We start from the raw sequence: 18,491 nt of genomic DNA, 5'->3' as shown, positions 1-18,491 counted from the left end.
GCCACCGCGCTCGCGAAAAATTCCGGCATCGGACCGAAAAGTGGCTTCCACTTTCCGGAAAATCCGATGCGATAACAGTCGCATCGATCACCGTTACCGCATCCGGAAGGACACGCGATGATCTCGGCCGATGGTGCGGGCGGAGGGACTCGAACCCCCACGACTTTCGCCGCTGGTACCTAAAACCAGTGCGTCTACCAATTCCGCCACGCCCGCCGGCCCGATAGCGCTGCGCGCGAGCAAACGCAGCGCGGCCATCATTGGGCCGCGGTGCTATACGCATTTCAGGCGGCGGTTGCAGCAAAAAAATGACGGTTCTGCAAAATGCCGGTGCCGCCACTTTTCGGCACGCTTCGCGCCAGGCCCTCTCGCCAGTGCCCGCCCGCCGGATTATGCGGAGGGAATGACGAGCCTGCCGCCAGACCGCCCGACCACCGCGACCCGCCGTCAATGGCTGGCGGGAATGAGCAGCACCGCCCTGCTCGCCCCCCTGCCCGGCCGCGCCCAGAGCCCGACACCGCCCGGCAACACAAAACCGCCGGAGGAGCCTCCGGTCAGAACGCTGGTCGCCGGCCCCGCCAAGCTCCGCTTGCGCCCGGCGCCGGCCGCCGAGACCGAGATCTGGGCCTTCGACGGCACGACGCCAGGGCCGAGCTTGCGAATCAAGCAGGGCGAGACGCTGCGGCTGAAATTGGAGAACAAGACGGCCGCGCCCCTCTCGCTACACTGGCAGGGCCTGCGCGGCGCATCGGCGCAGGACGGCGTCGGCGGCTTCAGCCAGCCGCCGGTCGCGCCGGGCGACAGCATCGAATACCGGCTGACGCCGCCGGATTCGGGCACCATCCTGTATCGCCCGCTGGTCATCGGCGGCTCGTCCGAGCCGGCGGGGCGGGGCTTGAGCGGGCTGCTGATCGTCGAGGAACGCGAGCCGCCCGCCGTCGATCTCGACCTGCCGGTGTTCGTGAACGACTGGCTGCTCGGCGACGACCAGGCGATCCTGCCCTTTGCCTTGCAGGCAACGAGCTCGGCTGCCGCCGGCCGGCTCGGAAACTGGCTCACCGTCAACGGCAAGCCACCGCCGCAGCCGGTCAAGCTGCCGCCCGGATCGCGCGTGCGTCTCCGGCTCGCCAATGGCTGCAACGCCCGCATCATGCGACTGCGCTTCGACGGCGCGAAGGCTGCGGTCGTGGCGGTGGACGGCCAGCCGACCGAAACCTTCGAGCCGGTGCATGCGCAACTGCCCTTCGCGCCGGGCACGCGCTACGACGTCATCCTCGACCTGCCGATCGAAGCCGGCGCCTCGGTCAACGTCACCGCCCTGATCGGCCCGGGCCTGCCGCTGGTGCGGATCGTCACGGATGGCGCGGCGAAGGTCCCGCCAGCCGCGGTGCCGGCGCTCAAGCTCAACCCCGCTTTGCCCGCCGCGGTCCGGATGCAGGACGCGCTGCGGCCGACGCTGGTGATCGAGGGCGGCGGCAAGCCGACGCCGGAGCGGACGCTCGACTATACCGGCCTCGACCTCGCCCGGCCCTGGCTGGTCAATGGCGGCATCGGAGCCAAGGACGGCAAGCCGCTGTTCAGCGTCAAGCGCGGCACGCCCGTCGTGATGGCGATCGACAACCGCACCGCCTTCATCCAGCCCGTGCATGTGCATGGGCACGCCTTCCGGCTGCTGCACCCGCTCGACGACGGCTGGGAAAACTACTTCCTCGACACGGTGCAGATTCCGGAGGGCAAGAAGCTGCACATCGCCTTCATCGCCGACAACCCCGGCCGCTGGCTGATCTCCTCGACCGTGCTGGAACGCTTCGATCTCGGGCTATGGAGCTGGTTCGAGGTGGTTTAAGGTCTTCTGCTCCGTCATTCTCGGGCGAAGCGGAGCGGAGACCCGAGAAGCCCAGGCCGAGAAGACACTGGTTTCCGAGATGCTCGGGTCAAGCCCGAGCATGACGGCGGTGGCAGTCTCGCCTGATCCGATCAGCCCGCGTCCAGCCCCAGCCGGTCCACCACATCCTGCACGATGGCGTCCTTGCTGTCCTCGACCGAGACGACGAGCGGGTTCTCGTCGGGCCCCGGCTCCTGCAGCGTGGCGAACTGGCTGTCGAGCAGCGCCGGCGGCATGAAATGGTGCTGCCGGGCCGCCATGCGCCGGCCGATCAATTCGCGCGAGCCCCTGAGATAGACCAGCCTCACATCCGGCCGATCGCCGATGATGACCTCGCGATAGGCCTTCTTGAGCGCCGAGCAGGTGACGATGCCGTGCGCGCCCGTCGCCCTGAGATCGTCGATCCAGGCGGCGATGGCGGCGAGCCAGGGCTTGCGATCCTCGTCGGTCAGCGGGGTGCCGCCGGCCATCTTGGCGACGTTCTCGGGCGGGTGGAAGGAATCGGCATCGCGGAACGGCCAGCCGAGGCGCGCCGCCAGCCGCTCGCCGAGCGAGGTCTTGCCGGAGCTGGCGACGCCCATGATGACGATGACGGCCGGGCGACCGCCCTTATCTTCTGCGCTCACGCCGGTCAGCCCTGCTTTTTCGGCTCGACATGGCCGCCGAAGCCGGCGCGCATGGCGGAGAGGATCTTCTCGCCGAAGGTGTGGTCGACGCGGGAGCGGAAGCGGGCGAAGAGCGCCGAGGTCAACACCTCAGCCGGCGTCGCGGTCTCGACGGCGGCATCGACGGTCCAGCGACCCTCGCCCGAATCCGAGACGTTGCCGGTATAGGCGGAGAGTTCCTCATCGGCGGCGAGCGCCTCGGCCGTCAGATCGAGCAGCCAGGAGGTGACGACCGAGCCGCGGCGCCAGACCTCGGCGATCTCAGCGACGTCGAAGTCGAAGCCGTAATCGGCCGGCAGGCCTTCCTTGGCCGATGCGTTGCGCAGCAGGTCGAAGCCCTCCGCGAAGGCCTGCATCATGCCGTATTCGATGCCGTTATGGACCATCTTGACGAAATGGCCCGAGCCGGTCGGCCCGCAATGCAGATAGCCCTGCTCGCTGGTCGGGTTGCGGCCCTCGCGATGCCTGGTCGGCTCGACCTCGCCCTTGCCGGGCGCCAGCACCTTGAAGATCGGCTCCAGCCGGTCGAAGGCCTCCTTGGCGCCGCCGATCATCAGGCAGTAGCCGCGCTCCAGCCCGTGCACGCCGCCGGAGGTGCCGACATCCATGTAGTGGATGCCCTTGGCCGCCAGCTCCTTGCCGCGGCGGACATCGTCCTTCCAAAAGGCGTTGCCGCCATCGATCAAGACGTCGCCCGCGCCGACGAGGCCGGCGAGCTCGGCGAGCGTGCCCTCGGTGATCTTGCCGGCCGGCAGCATCACCCAGATCGCGCGCGGCGCCTTCAGCTTGGCGACCATGTCCTTGAGGTCGGCGGCGACGGTGGCGCCATCCGCAGCAAGGGCCTGCCCCGGTTTCGGATCGCGGTCATAGACCACGCATTCATGGCCGGCGCGCATCAGCCGGCGCACGATATTGCCACCCATCCGGCCGAGGCCGATCACTCCGAGCTGCATGTCAGATCACTCCTGCCGGGAAGCCGGCTCTCTTGCCTGCTTGAAGCATGGCGGCGGCGGGCGGAGCAAGCGGGGGTAGGGTCAGCGCGCCGCGGCGGCCCGCTGCTGCAGACTCCGCCAGCGCCCCGGCGTGATGCCGTAGGCCCTATGGAACTGGCGGGTGAGATGGCTCTGATCGGCGAAACCGCAGGCGGCCGCGACCTCCGCCAAACCCGTACCCAGCGCGAGCAGCCCGCGCGCCCGGCCGAGGCGACGCATGACGAGGTAATTGTAGGGGCTCGTGCCGAAGGTCGTCCGAAATTGTCGCGCCAAAGTGAAGCGGTCGAGCCCGGTCAGCCTCTCGAGCTCTTCGGAGGCAACCGGCGCTTCGAGATGGCCATCGAGATAATCCCGCGCCCGCTCCAGCGCCGGACGATCGAGCCGCTGCCGGCGCATGCGCGCCGCGGAAGCATCGATCGCGGCAAGCGCGTCAGCCAGGGGAACCAGGATGTCATCGAGCCCGAGCGTTTCGAGCGGCGCATCGAGATCGCGAAGCGCGCCGGTAACGGCACTTACCAACCGCGCGTCCTGAGAGACGGCGGCCGGAACGAAGGGCAGGCTGCGGCCGGCCTCGCCCATCGCCTCGCGGATCAACCGCGGCTCGACATAGATCATCCGGTAGCGAAAGCCCTCGGCGATGCCGGAGCGACCGTTATGGATCTCGTCCGGGTGGATGACGATCGCATGGCCGCTCAGGCTGTCGCGCCGGGCGCCGCGATAGTCGAAGGACTGCACGCCGGAAAGCGTCAGCCCGAAGGCATAGGTGTCGTGGCGATGCGGATCATAGGCGTAGCCATGGAAGAAGGCCTCGATCCGCTCGATGCCATCAGCGCCGGTGCCGAGCCGCACCCAGTCCGCGGCACCCGGCTTGCACGATCGTTCAAGACTGGCCTTTCCGGCCTCGGCTAACGCTGCACCCATGCGTTACGATACCAAGATCGCCATCGTGGTGCGCGAGAATCTCGCGACCTGGCAGAAACTCAATGTCGCGAGCTTCCTCGCCGGAGGGCTCGTCGGCACCTCATCCGAACTCGCGGGTGAGCCTTATCAGGACGGCTCGGGTCGGCTCTACGGCCCGCTGATCCGCCAGCCCGTGTTGATCTTCGCCGCGACCGGCGAAGAGCTGACGCAGGTGCTGCAGCGCGCGCAGGGGCGCGGCGTCAGGGCCCATCTCTACACATACGAGCTTTTCGCGACCGGCAACGATGTCGACAACCGCAAAGCCGTGGCGGGGGTCGCCACGGCCGATCTCGATCTCGTCGGACTCGCTCTCCATGCCGAACGCAAGGAGATCGACAAGATCGTCAAGGGCCTGAAGCTGCACGATTGAAGGCTCAGGGAAACAGAGCCTCCACCGGGCCTGGCGCACGCACCGGCTCGCGCATCAGGACCCGCGCGTCCACGCCGTTCGGAAACGCCGCATCGGCGCGCCAATCGGCGATGATCGCAGCCGCATCGGCCGCCCTGGCGAGATCGACAGCCATGATCTCGCGGGCCTCCTCGCCCCTCCGCTCGGTCGCGACGAAGCGCAATTGACCCTTGCAGGCCAGAACGAGCGCCTCGACCCGGCCGAGCAGGGCCTGCCGGACGCCCGCGGCCCGTGCGTCGTATTCGACAAGAAGCAGCCCCTCCATGGCGGCTCAGCCGTTGCGGAAGGTGTAGCTGTAGCCGTTGATCGCCGGCACGCCGCCGAGATGGGCGTAGAGCACCTTCGAACCGGCCGGGAAGAAGCCCTTCTTCACGAGATCGATCATGCCCTGCATGGATTTCCCCTCATAGACGGGGTCGGTCATCATGCCTTCGAGCCGGGCCGACATGCGGATCGCTTCGATCGTTTCTTTCGAGGGCACGCCGTAGACGGGGTAGGCGTAGTCCTCGTTGAGGATGATGTCCTCGGCGGTAATGTCCTTGCCGCCGATGAGCGCCGAGGTCTTCTGCGCGATGTCGAGAACCTGCGCCTTGGTCTGGGCTGGCGTGGCGGAGGCATCGATGCCGATGACGTTGCGCTGGCGTCCGTCCTTGGCGAAGCCGACGACCATGCCGGCATGGGTCGAGCCCGTGACGGTGCAGACCACGACGTAGTCGAACTTGAAGCCGAGTTCGGCCTCCTGCGCCCTCACCTCCTCGGCGAAGCCGACATAGCCGAGCCCGCCGAATTTATGGACCGAGGCGCCGGCCGGAATCGCATAGGGCTTGCCGCCCTTGGCCTTCACATCGGCCAGCGCATTCTCCCAGCTTTCGCGGATGCCGATGTCGAAGCCCTCATCGACCAGCTCGACATGGGCGCCCATCACGCGCGACATCAGGATGTTGCCGACCCGGTCATAGACGGCGTCGTCATGCGGCACCCAGCTTTCCTGCACGAGCCGGCACTTCATGCCGATCTTGGCCGCCGTGGCCGCGACCATGCGGGTGTGGTTCGACTGCACACCGCCGATCGAGACCAGCGTGTCGGCGCCCGAGGCGATGGCGTCCGGCACGATGTATTCGAGCTTGCGCAGCTTGTTGCCGCCGAAGGCGAGGCCCGAATTGCAGTCCTCGCGCTTGGCGTAGAGCTCGACGGCGCCGCCGAGATGGGCTGAGAGCCGCGAGAGCTTCTCGATCGGCGACGGCCCGAAGGTGAGCGGATAGCGCTCGAATTTCTCCAGCATGGGTCTTGCTTGCTCCCGTTAAACACCGGAGAAAGCTAACAAATTCGTTTTGAAACGTCCTTCCGAAATGAGCCCTCTTTCTATTGCATTTCCGCTGCAATAAGCAATTCTGTGACTCCTGTAATCAGAAGCTGAGCCATATTTCGGAAGATTCTTTCATGGACCAGACGCTCGACAAAACCGACCTCAGGATTCTGCGCCTGCTGCAGAGCGACGGGCGCATGGGCAATGCCGAGATCGCCAAGCGGGTGAACACCAGCGCCGCGACCTGCCATCGCCGCATCCAGCGCCTCTTCGCCGAGGGTTACGTCATCGGCGTGCGGGCTCAGATCGCGCCGAAGAAGGTCGAGATGGGCACGCTCGCCTTCGTCGGGGTGGTTCTGGACCGCTCGACGCCGGAAAGCTTCGGCGCCTTCGAGGAGGCGATCCGCGAGATGAAGCTGGTGCTCGACTGCCACATCGTCGCCGGCGATTTCGACTACATCCTGAAGATCCGCGTGCGCGACATGGCCGATTTCAACAAGCTCCACGCCGACAGGCTGATCGCGCTGCCGGGCGTGCGCCAGACGCGCACCTTCTTCGTCATGAAGGAGGTCGTGGACAACGCGCCGCTGGTGTTTTGAGGGCTCGCGCGGTCCCCAAAAAAAATCGCGTCGACGGCATTGACTTAGAGCGCGCTCGAACTCGTAGCTTCCACGGCGTCACCATGAGAAGAGGGCGGCATGAAGATCGGCGAACTGGCCCGGCGTTCGGGGCTGACGGCCCATACGATCCGCTATTACGAGCGCATCGGCCTCCTGCCCTATGCCGACCGGGACCGGTCGAGCCAACGCGACTACGATGCCTCGATCCTGACCTGGATCGAGTTCCTGGGCAGGCTCAAGACCACGGGCATGCCGATCCGCGAGATGCTGCGCTACGCCGCCTTGCGGGAACAGGGTGCCGGCACGGAACCCGAGCGGCGCGCCCAGTTGGAGCGCCACCGCGAGCAGGTCCGCGCCCGCATCGCAGAGCTCAACGCCTGCCTTCTCGTCCTCGACACCAAGATCGCCGGCTATGCCGACGCCGAGAACAGGATAGAAGACTATGACGCACATCAACGCTCACGCCGAAACCAGCCGGCTAGAACGCGGCAAGCGCGCGCTCGCTGAGATCGACGGCGAAGCAGGCCACAAGGTGATCGCGGCGCTCGCCGACATCGCACCCGATTTCGCGGACTATGTGTTCGAATTTCCCTTCGGCGACATCTATTCGCGGCCCGGTCTCGACCTGCGCTCGCGCGAGATCGCGACGATCGCCGCCCTTGCGGCGATGGGCAATGCCGCGCCGCAGCTCAAGGTGCATATCGAGGCGGGGCTGAATGTCGGCCTCTCGCGAGAGCAGATCACCGAGATCCTGATCCAGATGGCCGTCTATGCCGGGTTTCCGGCTGCGCTTAACGGGCTCTTCGCGGCGAAGGAGGTCTTCGCGGCGCGTGATCTCGCCGCCTGACGAGAGGCTGCATCGGAGCCGCTGACTCTTAATCAGCGGGTCTGGTAATCAGCGGGTCCGCCCCTCAGACCTGAATCAACCTCTGCACCTGGTTGCCGTCGAGCTCGTTCATCGGGCCGGACAGCACGACCTCGCCGCGATCCATCACGAACATCGTGTCGGCGAGATCGCGGGCGAAATCGAAATACTGCTCGACGAGCACGATCGCCATGCCGCCCTTCTGGCGGAGATAGTCGATGGCGCGGCCGATATCCTTGATGATCGAGGGCTGGATGCCCTCGGTCGGCTCGTCCAGAACCAGCAATTTGGGCCGGGTGACCAACGCTCGCGCTATGGCGAGCTGCTGCTGTTGGCCACCCGAGAGGTCTCCGCCGCGCCGGCCCAGCATGGACTTCAGCACGGGGAACAGGTCGAAGAGCTCATCCGGGACGAAGCGCTCCCTGCGCTTCAGCGGCGCGAAGCCGGTCTCCAGATTCTCCTTCACCGTCAGCAGCGGGAAGATCTCCCGCCCCTGCGGCACATAGGCGATGCCGGCCCGCGCCCGATCCTCGCTGCGCAGAGTCGAGATGTCCTCTCCGTCGAAACGGATATGGCCGGCCGAAATCGGCTGATGGCCGACGATGGCGCGCATCAGCGAGGTCTTGCCGACGCCGTTGCGGCCCATCACGCAGGTGACCTTGCCCGGTTCCGCGGTGACGGAGACGCGGCGCAGTGCCTGGGCCGCGCCGTAATGGAGGTCGATGGCGTCGACGGTCAGCATGAGGACGCCCCCTCGCCGGAATCGCAAGGAAACACCGCGTCATCCCGGACGCAGCGCAGCGGAACTCCGGGATCCATCGGAAGCCTCCGGAGCCCTCCGATGGATCCCGGATCGGCGCCGCTTCGCGGCTTGTCCGGGATGACGGTGAGGATCAGCAGACGGACTGAGCCGGATGAGAACAGCGTCATCTCACCGCCCCAGATAGACTTCGACGACGCGCTCGTTGGCGCTGACCTGATCGAGCGGCCCCTCGGCCAGTACCGAGCCCTCATGCAGCACCGTGACCTTCACCCCGAGTTCGCGGATGAAGCCCATGTCGTGCTCGACCACGATCACCGAATGATCCCGCGCGATCTCCTTGAGCAGCACCGCCGTCTGCGCCGTCTCGCCATCGGTCATGCCGGCGGCGGGCTCGTCGACGAGCAGGAGCTTCGGGTCCTGCGCCAGCAGCATGCCGATCTCCAGCCACTGCTTCTGGCCGTGCGACAGAGAGCCCGCGAGCCGGTCGCGCTTGTCGGCCAGTTTCACGATGCCGAGGATGTCGTCGATGCGCTTCTGCTGGGGCTCTTCGGTCTTCCAGAACAGCGTCCTGCCGACCGTGCGCTTCGATTTCAGCGCGAGCAGGATGTTGTCCTCGATGGTGTGGAAGTCGAAGACCGTCGGCTTCTGGAACTTGCGGCCGATGCCGAGATTGGCGATCGCGGCCTCGTCGAGCTTGGTGAGATCGACCGAGCCGCCGAACATCACCGTGCCGACATCGGGCTTGGTCTTGCCGGTGATGATGTCCATCATCGTGGTCTTGCCGGCGCCGTTGGGGCCGATGATGGCGCGCATCTCTCCCGGTTCTATGGTCAGAGACAGCCCGCGGATCGCCTTGAAGCCGTCGAAGGAGACGCTGACGCCGTCGAGATAGAGCAGCGAGGAGGTGAGTGCGCCGGGCACGGGAGCGTTCATCGCTTCACTCCGCCGGAGCCGGCTCGGCGGCCGGAGTCTGATCGGGCTTGCGGCGGCGCGCCCAGAGCGCCTCGGCCGTGCCGAGGATTCCCTTGGGCAGGAAGAGCGTCACCACCACGAAGAGCCCACCGAGCGCGAAGAGCCAGTAAGGCGCCATGAAGCCCGAAGTGAACACCGTCTTGGCCCAGTTCACCACGACCGCGCCCAGCGCTGCGCCGACCAGCGTGCCGCGGCCGCCGACCGCGACCCAGATCACCGTTTCGATCGAATTGGCCGGTGCGAATTCGCTGGGATTGATGATGCCGACCTGCGGCACGTAGAGCGCGCCTGCCACGCCCGCCATGCAGGCCGAGACGGTGAAGACGAAGAGTTTGAAGCGGTCGACCCGGTAGCCGAGGAAGCGGGTGCGCGACTCCGCGTCCCGGATCGCGATCACGACCTTGCCGAGCTTCGAGACGACGATGCCGCGCGCGATCAGGAAGCCGACCGCAAGCATGACGCAGGTCAGCGAAAACAGAGCGGCACGAGTCGCTTGCGCCTGGATGTTGAAGCCGAGGATGTCCTTGAAATCGGTCAGGCCATTGTTGCCGCCGAAGCCCATATCGTTGCGGAAGAAGGCGAGCAGCAGCGCATAGGTCAACGCCTGGGTGATGATCGAGAGATAGACGCCGGTGACGCGCGAGCGGAAGGCGAACCAGCCGAAGACGAAGGCGAGCAGGCCGGGCACGGCCAGCACCATCAGCATGGCGAAGGGGAAGGACGAAAAGCCGTACCAGTACCAGGGCAATTCCTGCCAGTTCAGGAAGACCATGAAGTCGGGCAGGATCGGGTTGCCATAGACGCCACGCGAGCCGATCTGGCGCATGAGGTACATGCCCATGGCGTAGCCGCCGAGCGCGAAGAAGGCGCCGTGGCCGAGGCTCAGGATGCCGCAATAGCCCCAGACCAGATCGAGCGAGACCGCGAGCAGCGCGTAGCAGAGATATTTGCCCCAGAGCGACATGGTCGAGGTCGGGACGTGGAAGGGCGAGGACGCCGGCAGCAGCAGGTTCGAAAGCGGCACCAGCACGGCCAGGCCGAGCAGGATCGCGAGAAAGATGCCGCCGCGACGGTCCATCTTCTGCAGGAGGAAGCGGGTGATCATGCTTCCACCGCCCGGCCCTTGAGCGCGAACAGGCCGCGCGGGCGCTTCTGGATGAAGAGGATGATGCAGACCAAGAGCGCGATCTTGCCGAGCACCGCGCCGGCATAGGGTTCGAGCAGCTTGTTGGCGACGCCGAGCGTCATGGCGCCGACCAGCGTGCCCCACAGGTTCCCGACGCCGCCGAAGACCACGACCATGAAGCTATCGATGATGTAGCTCTGGCCGAGATTGGGGCTGACATTGTCGATCTGGGAGAGCGCGACGCCGGCCAAACCCGCGACACCGGAGCCCAGCCCGAAGGTCAGCGCGTCGATGCGGCCGGTGCGGATGCCCATGGCGGAGGCCATGCGGCGGTTTTGCGTCACGGCGCGCATCTGCAGCCCCATCGGCGTCAGCTTCAGGATGGCGAGCAGCGCCGCGAAGACCAGCCCCGCGAAGACGATGATCCAGAGTCGGTTATAGGTGATGGCCAGCCCACCGAGATCGAAGGCGCCGGACATGAAACTAGGGGCGCCGACCTCTCGGTTGGTCGGGCCGAAGGCGGTGCGGACCGCCTGCTGCAGCATGAGGCTGATGCCCCAGGTCGCCAGCAATGTTTCGAGCGGCCGGCCATAGAGAAAGCGGATGACGCCGCGCTCGATGGCGATGCCGACCGCGCCCGAGACGATGAAGGCCGCCGGCAAGGCGATGGCCAGCGACCAGTCGAACAGGCCGGGCGCGTTCGCCCGGATGATCTCCTGCACCACGAAGGTGGTGTAGGCGCCGAGCATGACCATCTCGCCATGGGCCATGTTGATGACGCCCATCACACCAAAGGTGATGGCAAGGCCGATGGCGGCCAGCAGCAGCACCGAGCCAAGCGAGAGCCCGTACCAGAGGTTCTGCGCCATGGCCCAGAGACGCAGGCGGCCCTCGATGGCGGAGATCGCCCTCGCCTGCGCGTCCTTGAGCGCCGGGGTCGCCTCGCCTGCGAGCGAGCGCAACGTCGCCAGCGCATCCTGGTCGCCGCGCTCGCGCAGCAGGTCGATGGCGCCGAGGCGGTCGAGCGGGGCGGCATCGGGCTTGGCGATCAGGATCGCGGCCTGGGCCTGGCGCAGGGCGGCGAGCGCGCGCGGATCGGTCTCCTTGCCGATGGCGGCTTCGACGATGGGCAGGAGGCTGGCATCGCGCGACTTGAAGACCGCTTCGGCTGCGGCAGTCCGTTTCGCGGGTTCAGGATTGAGCAGGCTCAGGCCGCCGAGCGCGGCCTGCACGGTGCGCCGCACCGCGTTGTTGAGGCGAACGGTCTTCACATCCGCCGGAGCGGCGGTGAGCGCAGCGCCGGTCCTGGCGTCGACGAAGCCACCTGTCGGGGTCTTCAGCACGACGCCGCCGGGGCCGGCGAGCAGGCGACCGTCGTTCAGGGCTTCGACGATCAGCGCAGCATTGGGATGGGCGGTCGACACCAGGATTTCGACGGCGCGCGTCGTGTCGGAATAGCTGTCGGCGGCGAGGCGCGTGAAGGCCTCGTCGGCAGTCTGCGCGAAGGAGGCGATCGAGGCCGCGACCAGTGCGACGACGATCACTCCGAGATGCAGCAGGCGATAAAGGAAGGACATCAAGACCGGCTTCCGCATTCAGGTCATCCCGGGCGCCCGCAGGGCGACCCGGGATCCATGCCCGGGCGTTTCCCCGAAAAGCTCAGGCATCGATCCCGCCTCTAGGCTTCGCTCCGCCGGGATGACGGAGCGGGACGAGCAACCGCGATGGAACGGCGAGATACAAAGGCGAGATACGAGGGACGACCGGGATATTTCCCGTGCCGCCCCTCCCCCTCATGATCTCAGGCGCCACCGCACTTGTTGGTTTTGACGTTGAAGTTGCCGCACTTCTTCTCGACCCAGTCGCCGACCAGATCCTTGGAGCCGTCGAGCTCCTTCGACCAGGCATCGCCCGGAACGAGGCCGGAGGTCTTCCAGACCACGTCGAACTGGCCGTCATCCTTGATCTCGCCGATGAAGACCGGCTTGGTGATGTGGTGGTTGGGCAGCATCTTGGAGATGCCGCCGGTCAGGTTCGGCGCCTCGATGCCGGGCAGCGCGTCGATGACCTTGTCCGGATCGGTCGACTTGGCCTTCTCGACCGCCTTCACCCACATGTTGAAGCCGATGTAATGCGCCTCCATTGGGTCGTTGGTGACGCGCTTCGGGTTCTTGGTGAAGGCCTGCCACTGCTTGATGAAGGCCTCGTTCTCCGGCGTCTTGATCGATTCGAAATAGTTCCAGGCGGCGAGATGGCCGACCAGCGGCTTGGTGTCGATGCCGGCGAGTTCCTCCTCGCCGACCGAGAAGGCCACGACCGGAATGTCGGTCGCCTTGATGCCCTGGTTGCCGAGCTCCTTGTAGAACGGCACGTTGGCATCGCCGTTGATGGTCGAAACCACGGCCGTCTTCTTGCCGGCCGAGCCGAACTTCTTGATATCGGAGACGATGGTCTGCCAGTCGGAATGACCGAAGGGGGTGTAGTTGATCATGATGTCCTCGGGCTTCACGCCCTTGGACTTGAGATAGGCCTCGAGGATCTTGTTGGTCGTACGCGGGTAGACATAGTCGGTCCCGGCGAGCACCCAGCGCTCGACCTTCTCCTCCTTGGCGAGATAGTCGACGGCGGGGATCGCCTGCTGGTTCGGGGCCGCGCCGGTGTAGAAGACGTTGCGCTCGCTCTCCTCGCCCTCATACTGGACGGGATAGAACAGGATGTTGTTGAGCTCCTTGAAGACCGGCAGCACCGATTTGCGCGACACGGAAGTCCAGCAGCCGAAGGTGGCCGCGACCTTGTCCTTGGTGATCAGCTCGCGCGCCTTCTCGGCGAAGAGCGGCCAGTTCGAGGCCGGATCGACCACCACAGCCTCGAGCTTCTTGCCGAGGACGCCGCCCTTCTTGTTCTGCTCCTCGATGAGCATGAGCATGACGTCCTTCAGGGTCGTCTCGGAGATCGCCATCGTGCCCGAGAGCGAGTGCAGGATGCCGATCTTGATGGTCTCCTGCTGCGCCGCCGCCGGCAGATAGGAGGAACCGAGGAAAGCGGCGCCCGCGAGCGCGGTGCCGAGGAATTCGCGACGATTGCTGTTCACGGGCTGCTCCCGAATATTCCTGTTGAGCGGCGCCGCGATCGGCACCGACAGGCCTCCCCGGCCCGAAGGCAGGTATCGCAAGCCACATGCCAACCGGCCTCACCGAACGGGTCGTCGCGCAAATCTCTGCCGCTAGGTCAGCAAACCCCGCATTTCCTGCGAAAGAGGCGGGCCCCGACGCAATGATCAGGTCACATCGATCATTTCTGCTCATTTTGCAGGCAAATCCACTGCCTGCTAATTGCGCACCGCACCATCCGCCTGAAATTTAGCCCGCAAACACGCCGCTCACGGCGCAGCGGACAGCGCTTTTTTTGGCATTTACGTGGAGCCGAGAATCACCCTAGCCTCATCTGGTCGGTAACAACTGAAAGGAGGTGATCCAGTGTCTCATTGTCATCAGCCGCTGGTGCAAGGCGGGTGGACCTGGACCTCTTCTTGCTGGGGTTCGTGTTCCGCGTGAGTTTTCGCACCTTTGATCCGGTTCGCTGGATCGCGGTTCGACAATGGAAGGGCTGTCCGAAAGGGCGGCCCTTCTTCTTTTCGTCTCGCGAATGCTGGCACTTGCTCGCCGGCCGTGGCAGACAGTCGGGTGTGGTTCATATCCTTCCCATCCTGACGAGCGGCGCCCCGTGAACGTGCCTGAACCGAGCCGCGAGGCGATCCTCGATTTCATCGAGGAGGAGCGTTCCGCCGGCCGCGAGGTCGGGCGGCGTGAGATCGCGCGCGCCTTCGGCCTCGACCAGGGCGGCAAGATCTGGCTCAAGCGCCTGCTGCGTGAGATGGAGCAGGAAGGCGAGATCGGCGGCGACGGCAAGGAGCGCCCGGTGCATCCGCGCGGCGCCCTGCCCCCGGTCCTGCTCTGCGAGGTGAAGTCCCGGGATCGCGACGGCGATCTCGTGGCGCAGCCGCTCGAATGGAACGAGGCCGATGACGGCGCGCCGCCGCGAATCCTGATCGAGAACCGGCATGAGGGCCGGCGCAAGCCGAAGGATGCGCGCCCTGCACCCGGCGTCGGCGATCAGGTCCTGCTCAAGCTGACGCGGCTGCGCGGCGTCGATGGCTTCGCCTATTCCGGCCATGTGCTGAAAGTGATGGGCAAGGCGAAGGCCGCCGTGCTCGGCATCTTCCGGGCCCTGCCCGACGGTTCCGGCCGGCTCGTCCCGATCGACAAGAAGGCGCAAGGGCGCGAGGCGATCATCCCGAAGGGACGCACCGGAGAGGCCGAGGACGGCGATCTCGTCTCGGTTTCGCTCCGCCGCGAGAGCCGTTTCGGACCGCCGGAGGCGCAGGTGCGCGAGCGGCTGGGCTCGCTCAAATCCGAGCGCGCCGTCAGCCTGATCGCGATCCATGCCCACGGCATCCCGCATGAATTCCCGCCGGCGGCCCTCAAGGAAGCCGCCGAGGCGCCGCTCGCGAGCCTGAAGGGCCGCGAGGATTGGCGCGAGCTGCCGCTCGTCACCATCGACCCGGCCGACGCCAAGGACCATGACGACGCGGTCCACGCCGCGCCGGACGAGAGCCCCGACAATCCCGGCGGCTTCGTCGTCACCGTCGCCATCGCCGATGTCGCGGCCTATGTGCGGCCCGGCTCGGCGCTCGACCGCGAGGCGCTGGAACGCGGCAACTCGGTCTATTTCCCCGACCGCGTCGTGCCGATGCTGCCGGAACGGATCTCCAACGACCTGTGCTCCTTGCGTGAAAACGAGGACCGGCCGGCGCTGGCCGTCAGGCTCGTCCTGAAGGCGGACGGCTCGAAGAAGAGCCATTCCTTCCATCGCGTATTGATGCGCTCGGCGGCGAAGCTTTCCTACCAGCAGGCGCAGGCTGCCATCGACGGCACGCCGGACGAGAAGACCGGCCCGATCCGCGAGAGCGTGCTGATGCCGCTCTGGGCGGCCTATGGCATCGCGGCGCGTGCCCGCGACCAGCGCCAGCCGCTCGAACTCGACCTGCCCGAGCGCAAGCTGGTCCTGAAGCCCGACGGCGCGGTCGAGCGCGTGATCGTGCCGGAACGGCTGGCGGCGCATCGATTGATCGAGGAGTTCATGATCCTCGCCAATGTCGCGGCCGCCGAGACGCTGGAGAAGGCCGGGAGCCTGCTGATCTATCGCTGCCATGACGAGCCCTCGCTCGAGAAGATGCGCGCGCTCGGAGAGGTCCTGGCCTCGATCGGCATCAAGCTGCCGAAGGACGGGGCGCTGAGGCCCGTGCTGTTCAACCGTATCCTCGGGATGATCAAGGGCTCGGAAAACGAGACGCTGATCAACGAGGTGGTGCTGCGGACCCAGGCGCAGGCCGAATATGTCGCGGAGAACTACGGGCATTTCGGCCTCAATCTGCGCCGCTACGCCCATTTCACCTCGCCGATCCGGCGCTATGCCGACCTGATCGTGCATCGCGCCCTGATCACGGCGCTGAAGCTGGGCGAAGACGGGTTGCCGAAAAGCGTGACGCTCGCCGAATTGCGCGAGGTCGCGACCCGCATCTCCGCGGCGGAGCGGCGCGCCATGGCGGCCGAGCGCGAGACCACCGACCGGCTGATCGCGCATTTCCTCGCCGACCAGATCGGCGCGAGCTTCGACGGGCGCATCGGCGGGGTGAACCGCGCCGGGCTCTTCGTGAAGCTCGACGGCACCGGTGCCGACGGCTTCGTCCCGGCCTCCACGTTGGGCGGCGACTACTATCGCTATGACGAGGCGGCCCATGCGCTGATCGGCGAGCGCACCGGCGAGAGCTGGCGGCTCGGCGACAAGGTCCATGTCAAGCTCGTCGAGGCGGCGCCGGTCGCAGGCGCGCTGCGCTTCGAGCTGCTCTCGGCCGGCCGCACCGTGGCGACCGGACGCGCTGGCAAGCGAAGTGGCGGCACGCCATATGGAACGAGCCGACCCGCCGCCTCCTTCGGCCGGACAGGCAAGACTAGGCCGGGCAAGAGCGGGGCGGGCAAGAGGCGCCGATGAGCGTTCAGTTTCACGGTCCTGCCGGGGACGCCGGCCTGCGCGACTGGCGCGGGGCGATCACGCGCGGCGTCAAGGGCCGCTGCCCGCATTGCGGCGAGGGCCGGCTGTTCCGCGCCTTCCTGAAGCCCGTCGACCGCTGCGAGGCTTGCAGCGAGGACCTTTACCACCAGCGCGCCGACGACCTGCCGCCCTATATCGTCATCACCATCGTCGGCCATGTCGTGGTCGGCGGGTTGCTGCTCGCCGAGAAATACGGCGACTGGCCGATGTGGTGGCACATGGCGCTGTGGCCCACCCTGACGATCATCCTCTGCCTTGCCCTGATGCAGCCGGTGAAGGGAGGCGTCATCGGCCTGCAATGGGCCTTGCGGATGCATGGTTTCGGCGGCGAAGCCGATCAGCCCGAGCGCCAGCCCCTGCCTTCCCGCGGACGCAATCCATGACCGACCATACCGTCACCCTGACCCAGGCCGAGCGCGCGCGCGGCACCATCAACCTGCGCCCCAAGGACGCCGCGACGATGCTGATCATCGATCGCAACGGCGCCCGGCCCAAGGTGCTGATGGGCAAGCGCCATGAGAGCCACAAATTCATGCCGGGCAAATATGTCTTCCCCGGCGGCCGCCTCGACGACGGCGACCGGCGCATGGTGGCGACGGGCGCATTGTCGCAGATCTGCGAGGACCGGCTGCTCAAGCGCGCCGTGCGGCCGAGCGCGAGCAAGGCGCGCGCGCTGGCGTTGGCGGCGGTCCGGGAGACGTTCGAGGAAACCGGCCTGCTCTTCGGCTCGGACGAATTCGGCGTGCCCGAATTGGCGCCCGAGGGGAGCTGGAGCGAGTTCGCCGGCCATGGCGTGTTCCCGGATCTCTCCGCCATCACCTTCGTCGCCCGCGCGATCACACCGCCGCGCCGGCCGAAGCGCTTCGACACGCGATTCTTTACCATCGACGCTTCGGCCCTGGCCAAGAAGATCGACGGGGTGACGGGACCCGATTCGGAATTGACCGACCTGGTCTGGGTCGATTTCGACGAGGCCAAGGCGCTCGACCTGCCGAGCATCACCAAGGTCATCATCCAGGAGGTCGAAGCGCGGATCGCAGGCGGATTCGCGCCCTATCTGCCGGTGCCGTTCTATTGGGAGAAGCGCGGCAGCTTCGTGCGCGAGGAGCTTTGAAGCGCGACGAGGCCGCATTCCCGGATGAAGCGCACATCCGGCCACGCTATTCTTCCTTGACTTCGCCGGCCCTTTGCGGCATCTCCCGCGCTGACGGTTTGCCGGGTCTGCCCGGCCATTTTCTTTTCTGAGGGCCATCCGCGGCCCGCATGGTTCGAGGATAAGCCCATGGCCAAGGCCGTGACGATCAAGATCAAGCTGCTTTCGACCGCCGACACCGGTTTCTTCTACGTGACGAAGAAGAACTCGCGCACGATGACCGAGAAGATGTCGAAGAAGAAGTACGACCCGGTCGCGCGCAAGCACGTCGAGTTCAAGGAAACCAAGATCAAGTAAGGCACCCGCCTTCGGATCTGGATGCTTTTTGCAAAGCCGCCCGCCAGGGCGGCTTTTGCTTTTCGGGTGGCCCGAGCTTCGCAAAACAATCCGCCAGGCCGCGGCGACCGCTCCGGACCCGCGTGAAGCCGGCACCGGCGACCGCATCCTCCGCCAGGGGATGGAGTGCCCGGCTATTCTTCCTGGGACGTGGGATAGCCACCACGGTCGAACTGTCGCTCGCTCCGCTTCTGGCGATCCCGATCGGCCGTCATGACGCAGTTCGCGAAGGCGTCCGTCCCGCGCTGGAAGCCGTAGGCATCGCAGCGAGAGCGATCCTCGACGATGGGCTCGGGCGTGCTCGCGCAAGCACCCAGAGCGAGGACGA

General features: G+C 66.4%; 19 protein-coding genes and 1 tRNA gene. 9 read left to right on the top strand and 11 right to left on the bottom strand.

Annotated features, from left to right (window positions below; genetic code table 11):
* Positions 1-131 precede the first annotated feature (131 nt).
* Positions 132-216, bottom strand: a tRNA-Leu gene (locus IED13_RS04850).
* Between the two features lie 247 nt (positions 217-463).
* On the opposite strand from IED13_RS04850, the gene IED13_RS04845 reads away from it, so the two are divergent.
* Positions 464-1,846 carry a multicopper oxidase family protein gene (locus IED13_RS04845; protein ID WP_248312445.1) on the top strand — a complete coding sequence of 461 codons (1,383 nt, stop codon included), beginning with the start codon at positions 464-466 and terminating at the stop codon, positions 1,844-1,846.
* A gap of 131 nt (positions 1,847-1,977) precedes the next feature.
* Here the strand turns inward: IED13_RS04845 and IED13_RS04840 are convergent, their stop codons facing one another.
* The 3 genes from IED13_RS04840 to IED13_RS04830 all read right to left on the bottom strand — a co-directional run bounded on the left by IED13_RS04840 (position 1,978) and on the right by IED13_RS04830 (position 4,463).
* On the bottom strand, positions 1,978-2,511 hold the full coding sequence (locus tag IED13_RS04840; RefSeq protein WP_260368328.1) for a gluconokinase: 534 nt from the start codon (positions 2,509-2,511) through the stop codon (positions 1,978-1,980).
* A gap of 5 nt (positions 2,512-2,516) precedes the next feature.
* Positions 2,517-3,503, bottom strand: coding sequence for a phosphogluconate dehydrogenase (NAD(+)-dependent, decarboxylating) (gene gnd / locus IED13_RS04835; protein ID WP_191123535.1), 987 nt, complete (start codon positions 3,501-3,503; stop codon positions 2,517-2,519).
* A gap of 81 nt (positions 3,504-3,584) precedes the next feature.
* On the bottom strand, positions 3,585-4,463 hold the full coding sequence (locus tag IED13_RS04830) for an AraC family transcriptional regulator (RefSeq protein ID WP_191123534.1): 879 nt from the start codon (positions 4,461-4,463) through the stop codon (positions 3,585-3,587).
* Here IED13_RS04830 and IED13_RS04825 point away from each other — a divergent pair.
* The gene (locus IED13_RS04825; RefSeq protein ID WP_191123533.1) at positions 4,462-4,872 is read left to right on the top strand and encodes a DUF2000 family protein; all 411 of its coding nucleotides are present in this window, start codon (positions 4,462-4,464) and stop codon (positions 4,870-4,872) included. The two genes, IED13_RS04830 and IED13_RS04825, sit on opposite strands and share 2 nt — an antisense overlap.
* A gap of 4 nt (positions 4,873-4,876) precedes the next feature.
* Here the strand turns inward: IED13_RS04825 and IED13_RS04820 are convergent, their stop codons facing one another.
* The gene (locus IED13_RS04820) at positions 4,877-5,176 is read right to left on the bottom strand and encodes a hypothetical protein (RefSeq protein ID WP_191123532.1); all 300 of its coding nucleotides are present in this window, start codon (positions 5,174-5,176) and stop codon (positions 4,877-4,879) included.
* Between the two features lie 6 nt (positions 5,177-5,182).
* Positions 5,183-6,193 carry a 1-aminocyclopropane-1-carboxylate deaminase gene (locus tag IED13_RS04815; protein ID WP_191123531.1) on the bottom strand — a complete coding sequence of 337 codons (1,011 nt, stop codon included), beginning with the start codon at positions 6,191-6,193 and terminating at the stop codon, positions 5,183-5,185.
* A gap of 158 nt (positions 6,194-6,351) precedes the next feature.
* On the opposite strand from IED13_RS04815, the gene IED13_RS04810 reads away from it, so the two are divergent.
* From IED13_RS04810 to IED13_RS04800, 3 genes are all read left to right on the top strand, one after another.
* On the top strand, positions 6,352-6,816 hold the full coding sequence (locus tag IED13_RS04810) for an Lrp/AsnC family transcriptional regulator (protein ID WP_191123530.1): 465 nt from the start codon (positions 6,352-6,354) through the stop codon (positions 6,814-6,816).
* Positions 6,817-6,915: 99 nt separating this feature from the next.
* Positions 6,916-7,344, top strand: coding sequence for a MerR family transcriptional regulator (locus IED13_RS04805; RefSeq protein ID WP_191123529.1), 429 nt, complete (start codon positions 6,916-6,918; stop codon positions 7,342-7,344).
* Positions 7,280-7,684: a carboxymuconolactone decarboxylase family protein gene (locus IED13_RS04800; protein ID WP_133563877.1), complete on the top strand. Its 405-nt coding sequence runs from the start codon at positions 7,280-7,282 to the stop codon at positions 7,682-7,684. Before IED13_RS04805 ends, IED13_RS04800 begins: the two co-directional genes overlap by 65 nt.
* A 64-nt stretch (positions 7,685-7,748) precedes the next feature.
* On the opposite strand, the gene urtE is transcribed toward IED13_RS04800, so the two are convergent.
* The 5 genes from urtE to urtA form a co-directional block, all read right to left on the bottom strand.
* Positions 7,749-8,444, bottom strand: a complete 696-nt coding sequence (gene urtE, locus IED13_RS04795) for an urea ABC transporter ATP-binding subunit UrtE (RefSeq protein ID WP_038367982.1) — start codon at positions 8,442-8,444, stop codon at positions 7,749-7,751.
* Positions 8,445-8,633: 189 nt separating this feature from the next.
* The gene (urtD, locus tag IED13_RS04790) at positions 8,634-9,398 is read right to left on the bottom strand and encodes an urea ABC transporter ATP-binding protein UrtD (protein ID WP_038368765.1); all 765 of its coding nucleotides are present in this window, start codon (positions 9,396-9,398) and stop codon (positions 8,634-8,636) included.
* Between the two features lie 4 nt (positions 9,399-9,402).
* Positions 9,403-10,542 (bottom strand): urea ABC transporter permease subunit UrtC, encoded by a 1,140-nt coding sequence (gene urtC, locus IED13_RS04785; RefSeq protein WP_142020790.1) that lies wholly within the window; start codon positions 10,540-10,542, stop codon positions 9,403-9,405.
* Positions 10,539-12,158: an urea ABC transporter permease subunit UrtB gene (gene urtB / locus IED13_RS04780; protein WP_112762064.1), complete on the bottom strand. Its 1,620-nt coding sequence runs from the start codon at positions 12,156-12,158 to the stop codon at positions 10,539-10,541. The genes urtC and urtB overlap by 4 nt, the downstream gene beginning before the upstream one ends.
* 206 nt (positions 12,159-12,364) lie before the next feature.
* Positions 12,365-13,654, bottom strand: a complete 1,290-nt coding sequence (gene urtA, locus IED13_RS04775; protein WP_248311271.1) for an urea ABC transporter substrate-binding protein — start codon at positions 13,652-13,654, stop codon at positions 12,365-12,367.
* Between the two features lie 554 nt (positions 13,655-14,208).
* Here urtA and rnr point away from each other — a divergent pair.
* The 4 genes from rnr (at position 14,209) to rpmG (ending at position 18,124) form a co-directional block, all read left to right on the top strand.
* Positions 14,209-16,614 carry a ribonuclease R gene (gene rnr / locus IED13_RS04770; RefSeq protein ID WP_191123528.1) on the top strand — a complete coding sequence of 802 codons (2,406 nt, stop codon included), beginning with the start codon at positions 14,209-14,211 and terminating at the stop codon, positions 16,612-16,614.
* Complete coding sequence (locus IED13_RS04765; protein WP_191123527.1) at positions 16,611-17,057, top strand: DUF983 domain-containing protein; 447 nt, start codon at positions 16,611-16,613, stop codon at positions 17,055-17,057. Before rnr ends, IED13_RS04765 begins: the two co-directional genes overlap by 4 nt.
* A complete protein-coding gene (locus IED13_RS04760; RefSeq protein ID WP_191123526.1) occupies positions 17,054-17,788 on the top strand; it encodes an NUDIX hydrolase in 735 nt (244 codons plus the stop codon). Before IED13_RS04765 ends, IED13_RS04760 begins: the two co-directional genes overlap by 4 nt.
* 168 nt (positions 17,789-17,956) lie before the next feature.
* Positions 17,957-18,124 carry a 50S ribosomal protein L33 gene (gene rpmG, locus IED13_RS04755; RefSeq protein ID WP_038367996.1) on the top strand — a complete coding sequence of 56 codons (168 nt, stop codon included), beginning with the start codon at positions 17,957-17,959 and terminating at the stop codon, positions 18,122-18,124.
* The last annotated feature ends 367 nt before the right edge of the window (positions 18,125-18,491 follow it).

Source organism: Allobosea spartocytisi, from assembly GCF_014764685.1.
GTDB lineage: Bacteria > Pseudomonadota > Alphaproteobacteria > Rhizobiales > Beijerinckiaceae > Allobosea > Allobosea spartocytisi.
The sequence above is the reverse complement of the archived record's forward strand: the minus strand, read 5'-3'. Positions and strand labels throughout refer to the sequence as shown.

Bases quoted from the DNA above. Each gene is read 5' to 3' on its own strand.
- IED13_RS04845 (WP_248312445.1), top strand. From the start codon at position 464: ATGAGCAGCACCGCCCTGCTCGCCCCCCTGCCCGGCCGCGCCCAGAGC.
- gnd (WP_191123535.1), bottom strand. From the start codon at position 3,503: ATGCAGCTCGGAGTGATCGGCCTCGGCCGGATGGGTGGCAATATCGTG.
- IED13_RS04825 (WP_191123533.1), top strand. From the start codon at position 4,462: ATGCGTTACGATACCAAGATCGCCATCGTGGTGCGCGAGAATCTCGCG.
- IED13_RS04830 (WP_191123534.1), bottom strand. From the start codon at position 4,463: ATGGGTGCAGCGTTAGCCGAGGCCGGAAAGGCCAGTCTTGAACGATCG.
- IED13_RS04820 (WP_191123532.1), bottom strand. From the start codon at position 5,176: ATGGAGGGGCTGCTTCTTGTCGAATACGACGCACGGGCCGCGGGCGTC.
- IED13_RS04815 (WP_191123531.1), bottom strand. From the start codon at position 6,193: ATGCTGGAGAAATTCGAGCGCTATCCGCTCACCTTCGGGCCGTCGCCG.
- IED13_RS04810 (WP_191123530.1), top strand. From the start codon at position 6,352: ATGGACCAGACGCTCGACAAAACCGACCTCAGGATTCTGCGCCTGCTG.
- IED13_RS04805 (WP_191123529.1), top strand. From the start codon at position 6,916: ATGAAGATCGGCGAACTGGCCCGGCGTTCGGGGCTGACGGCCCATACG.
- IED13_RS04800 (WP_133563877.1), top strand. From the start codon at position 7,280: ATGACGCACATCAACGCTCACGCCGAAACCAGCCGGCTAGAACGCGGC.
- urtE (WP_038367982.1), bottom strand. From the start codon at position 8,444: ATGCTGACCGTCGACGCCATCGACCTCCATTACGGCGCGGCCCAGGCA.
- urtD (WP_038368765.1), bottom strand. From the start codon at position 9,398: ATGAACGCTCCCGTGCCCGGCGCACTCACCTCCTCGCTGCTCTATCTC.
- urtC (WP_142020790.1), bottom strand. From the start codon at position 10,542: ATGATCACCCGCTTCCTCCTGCAGAAGATGGACCGTCGCGGCGGCATC.
- urtB (WP_112762064.1), bottom strand. From the start codon at position 12,158: ATGCGGAAGCCGGTCTTGATGTCCTTCCTTTATCGCCTGCTGCATCTC.
- rnr (WP_191123528.1), top strand. From the start codon at position 14,209: ATGCTGGCACTTGCTCGCCGGCCGTGGCAGACAGTCGGGTGTGGTTCA.
- IED13_RS04765 (WP_191123527.1), top strand. From the start codon at position 16,611: ATGAGCGTTCAGTTTCACGGTCCTGCCGGGGACGCCGGCCTGCGCGAC.
- IED13_RS04760 (WP_191123526.1), top strand. From the start codon at position 17,054: ATGACCGACCATACCGTCACCCTGACCCAGGCCGAGCGCGCGCGCGGC.
- rpmG (WP_038367996.1), top strand. From the start codon at position 17,957: ATGGCCAAGGCCGTGACGATCAAGATCAAGCTGCTTTCGACCGCCGAC.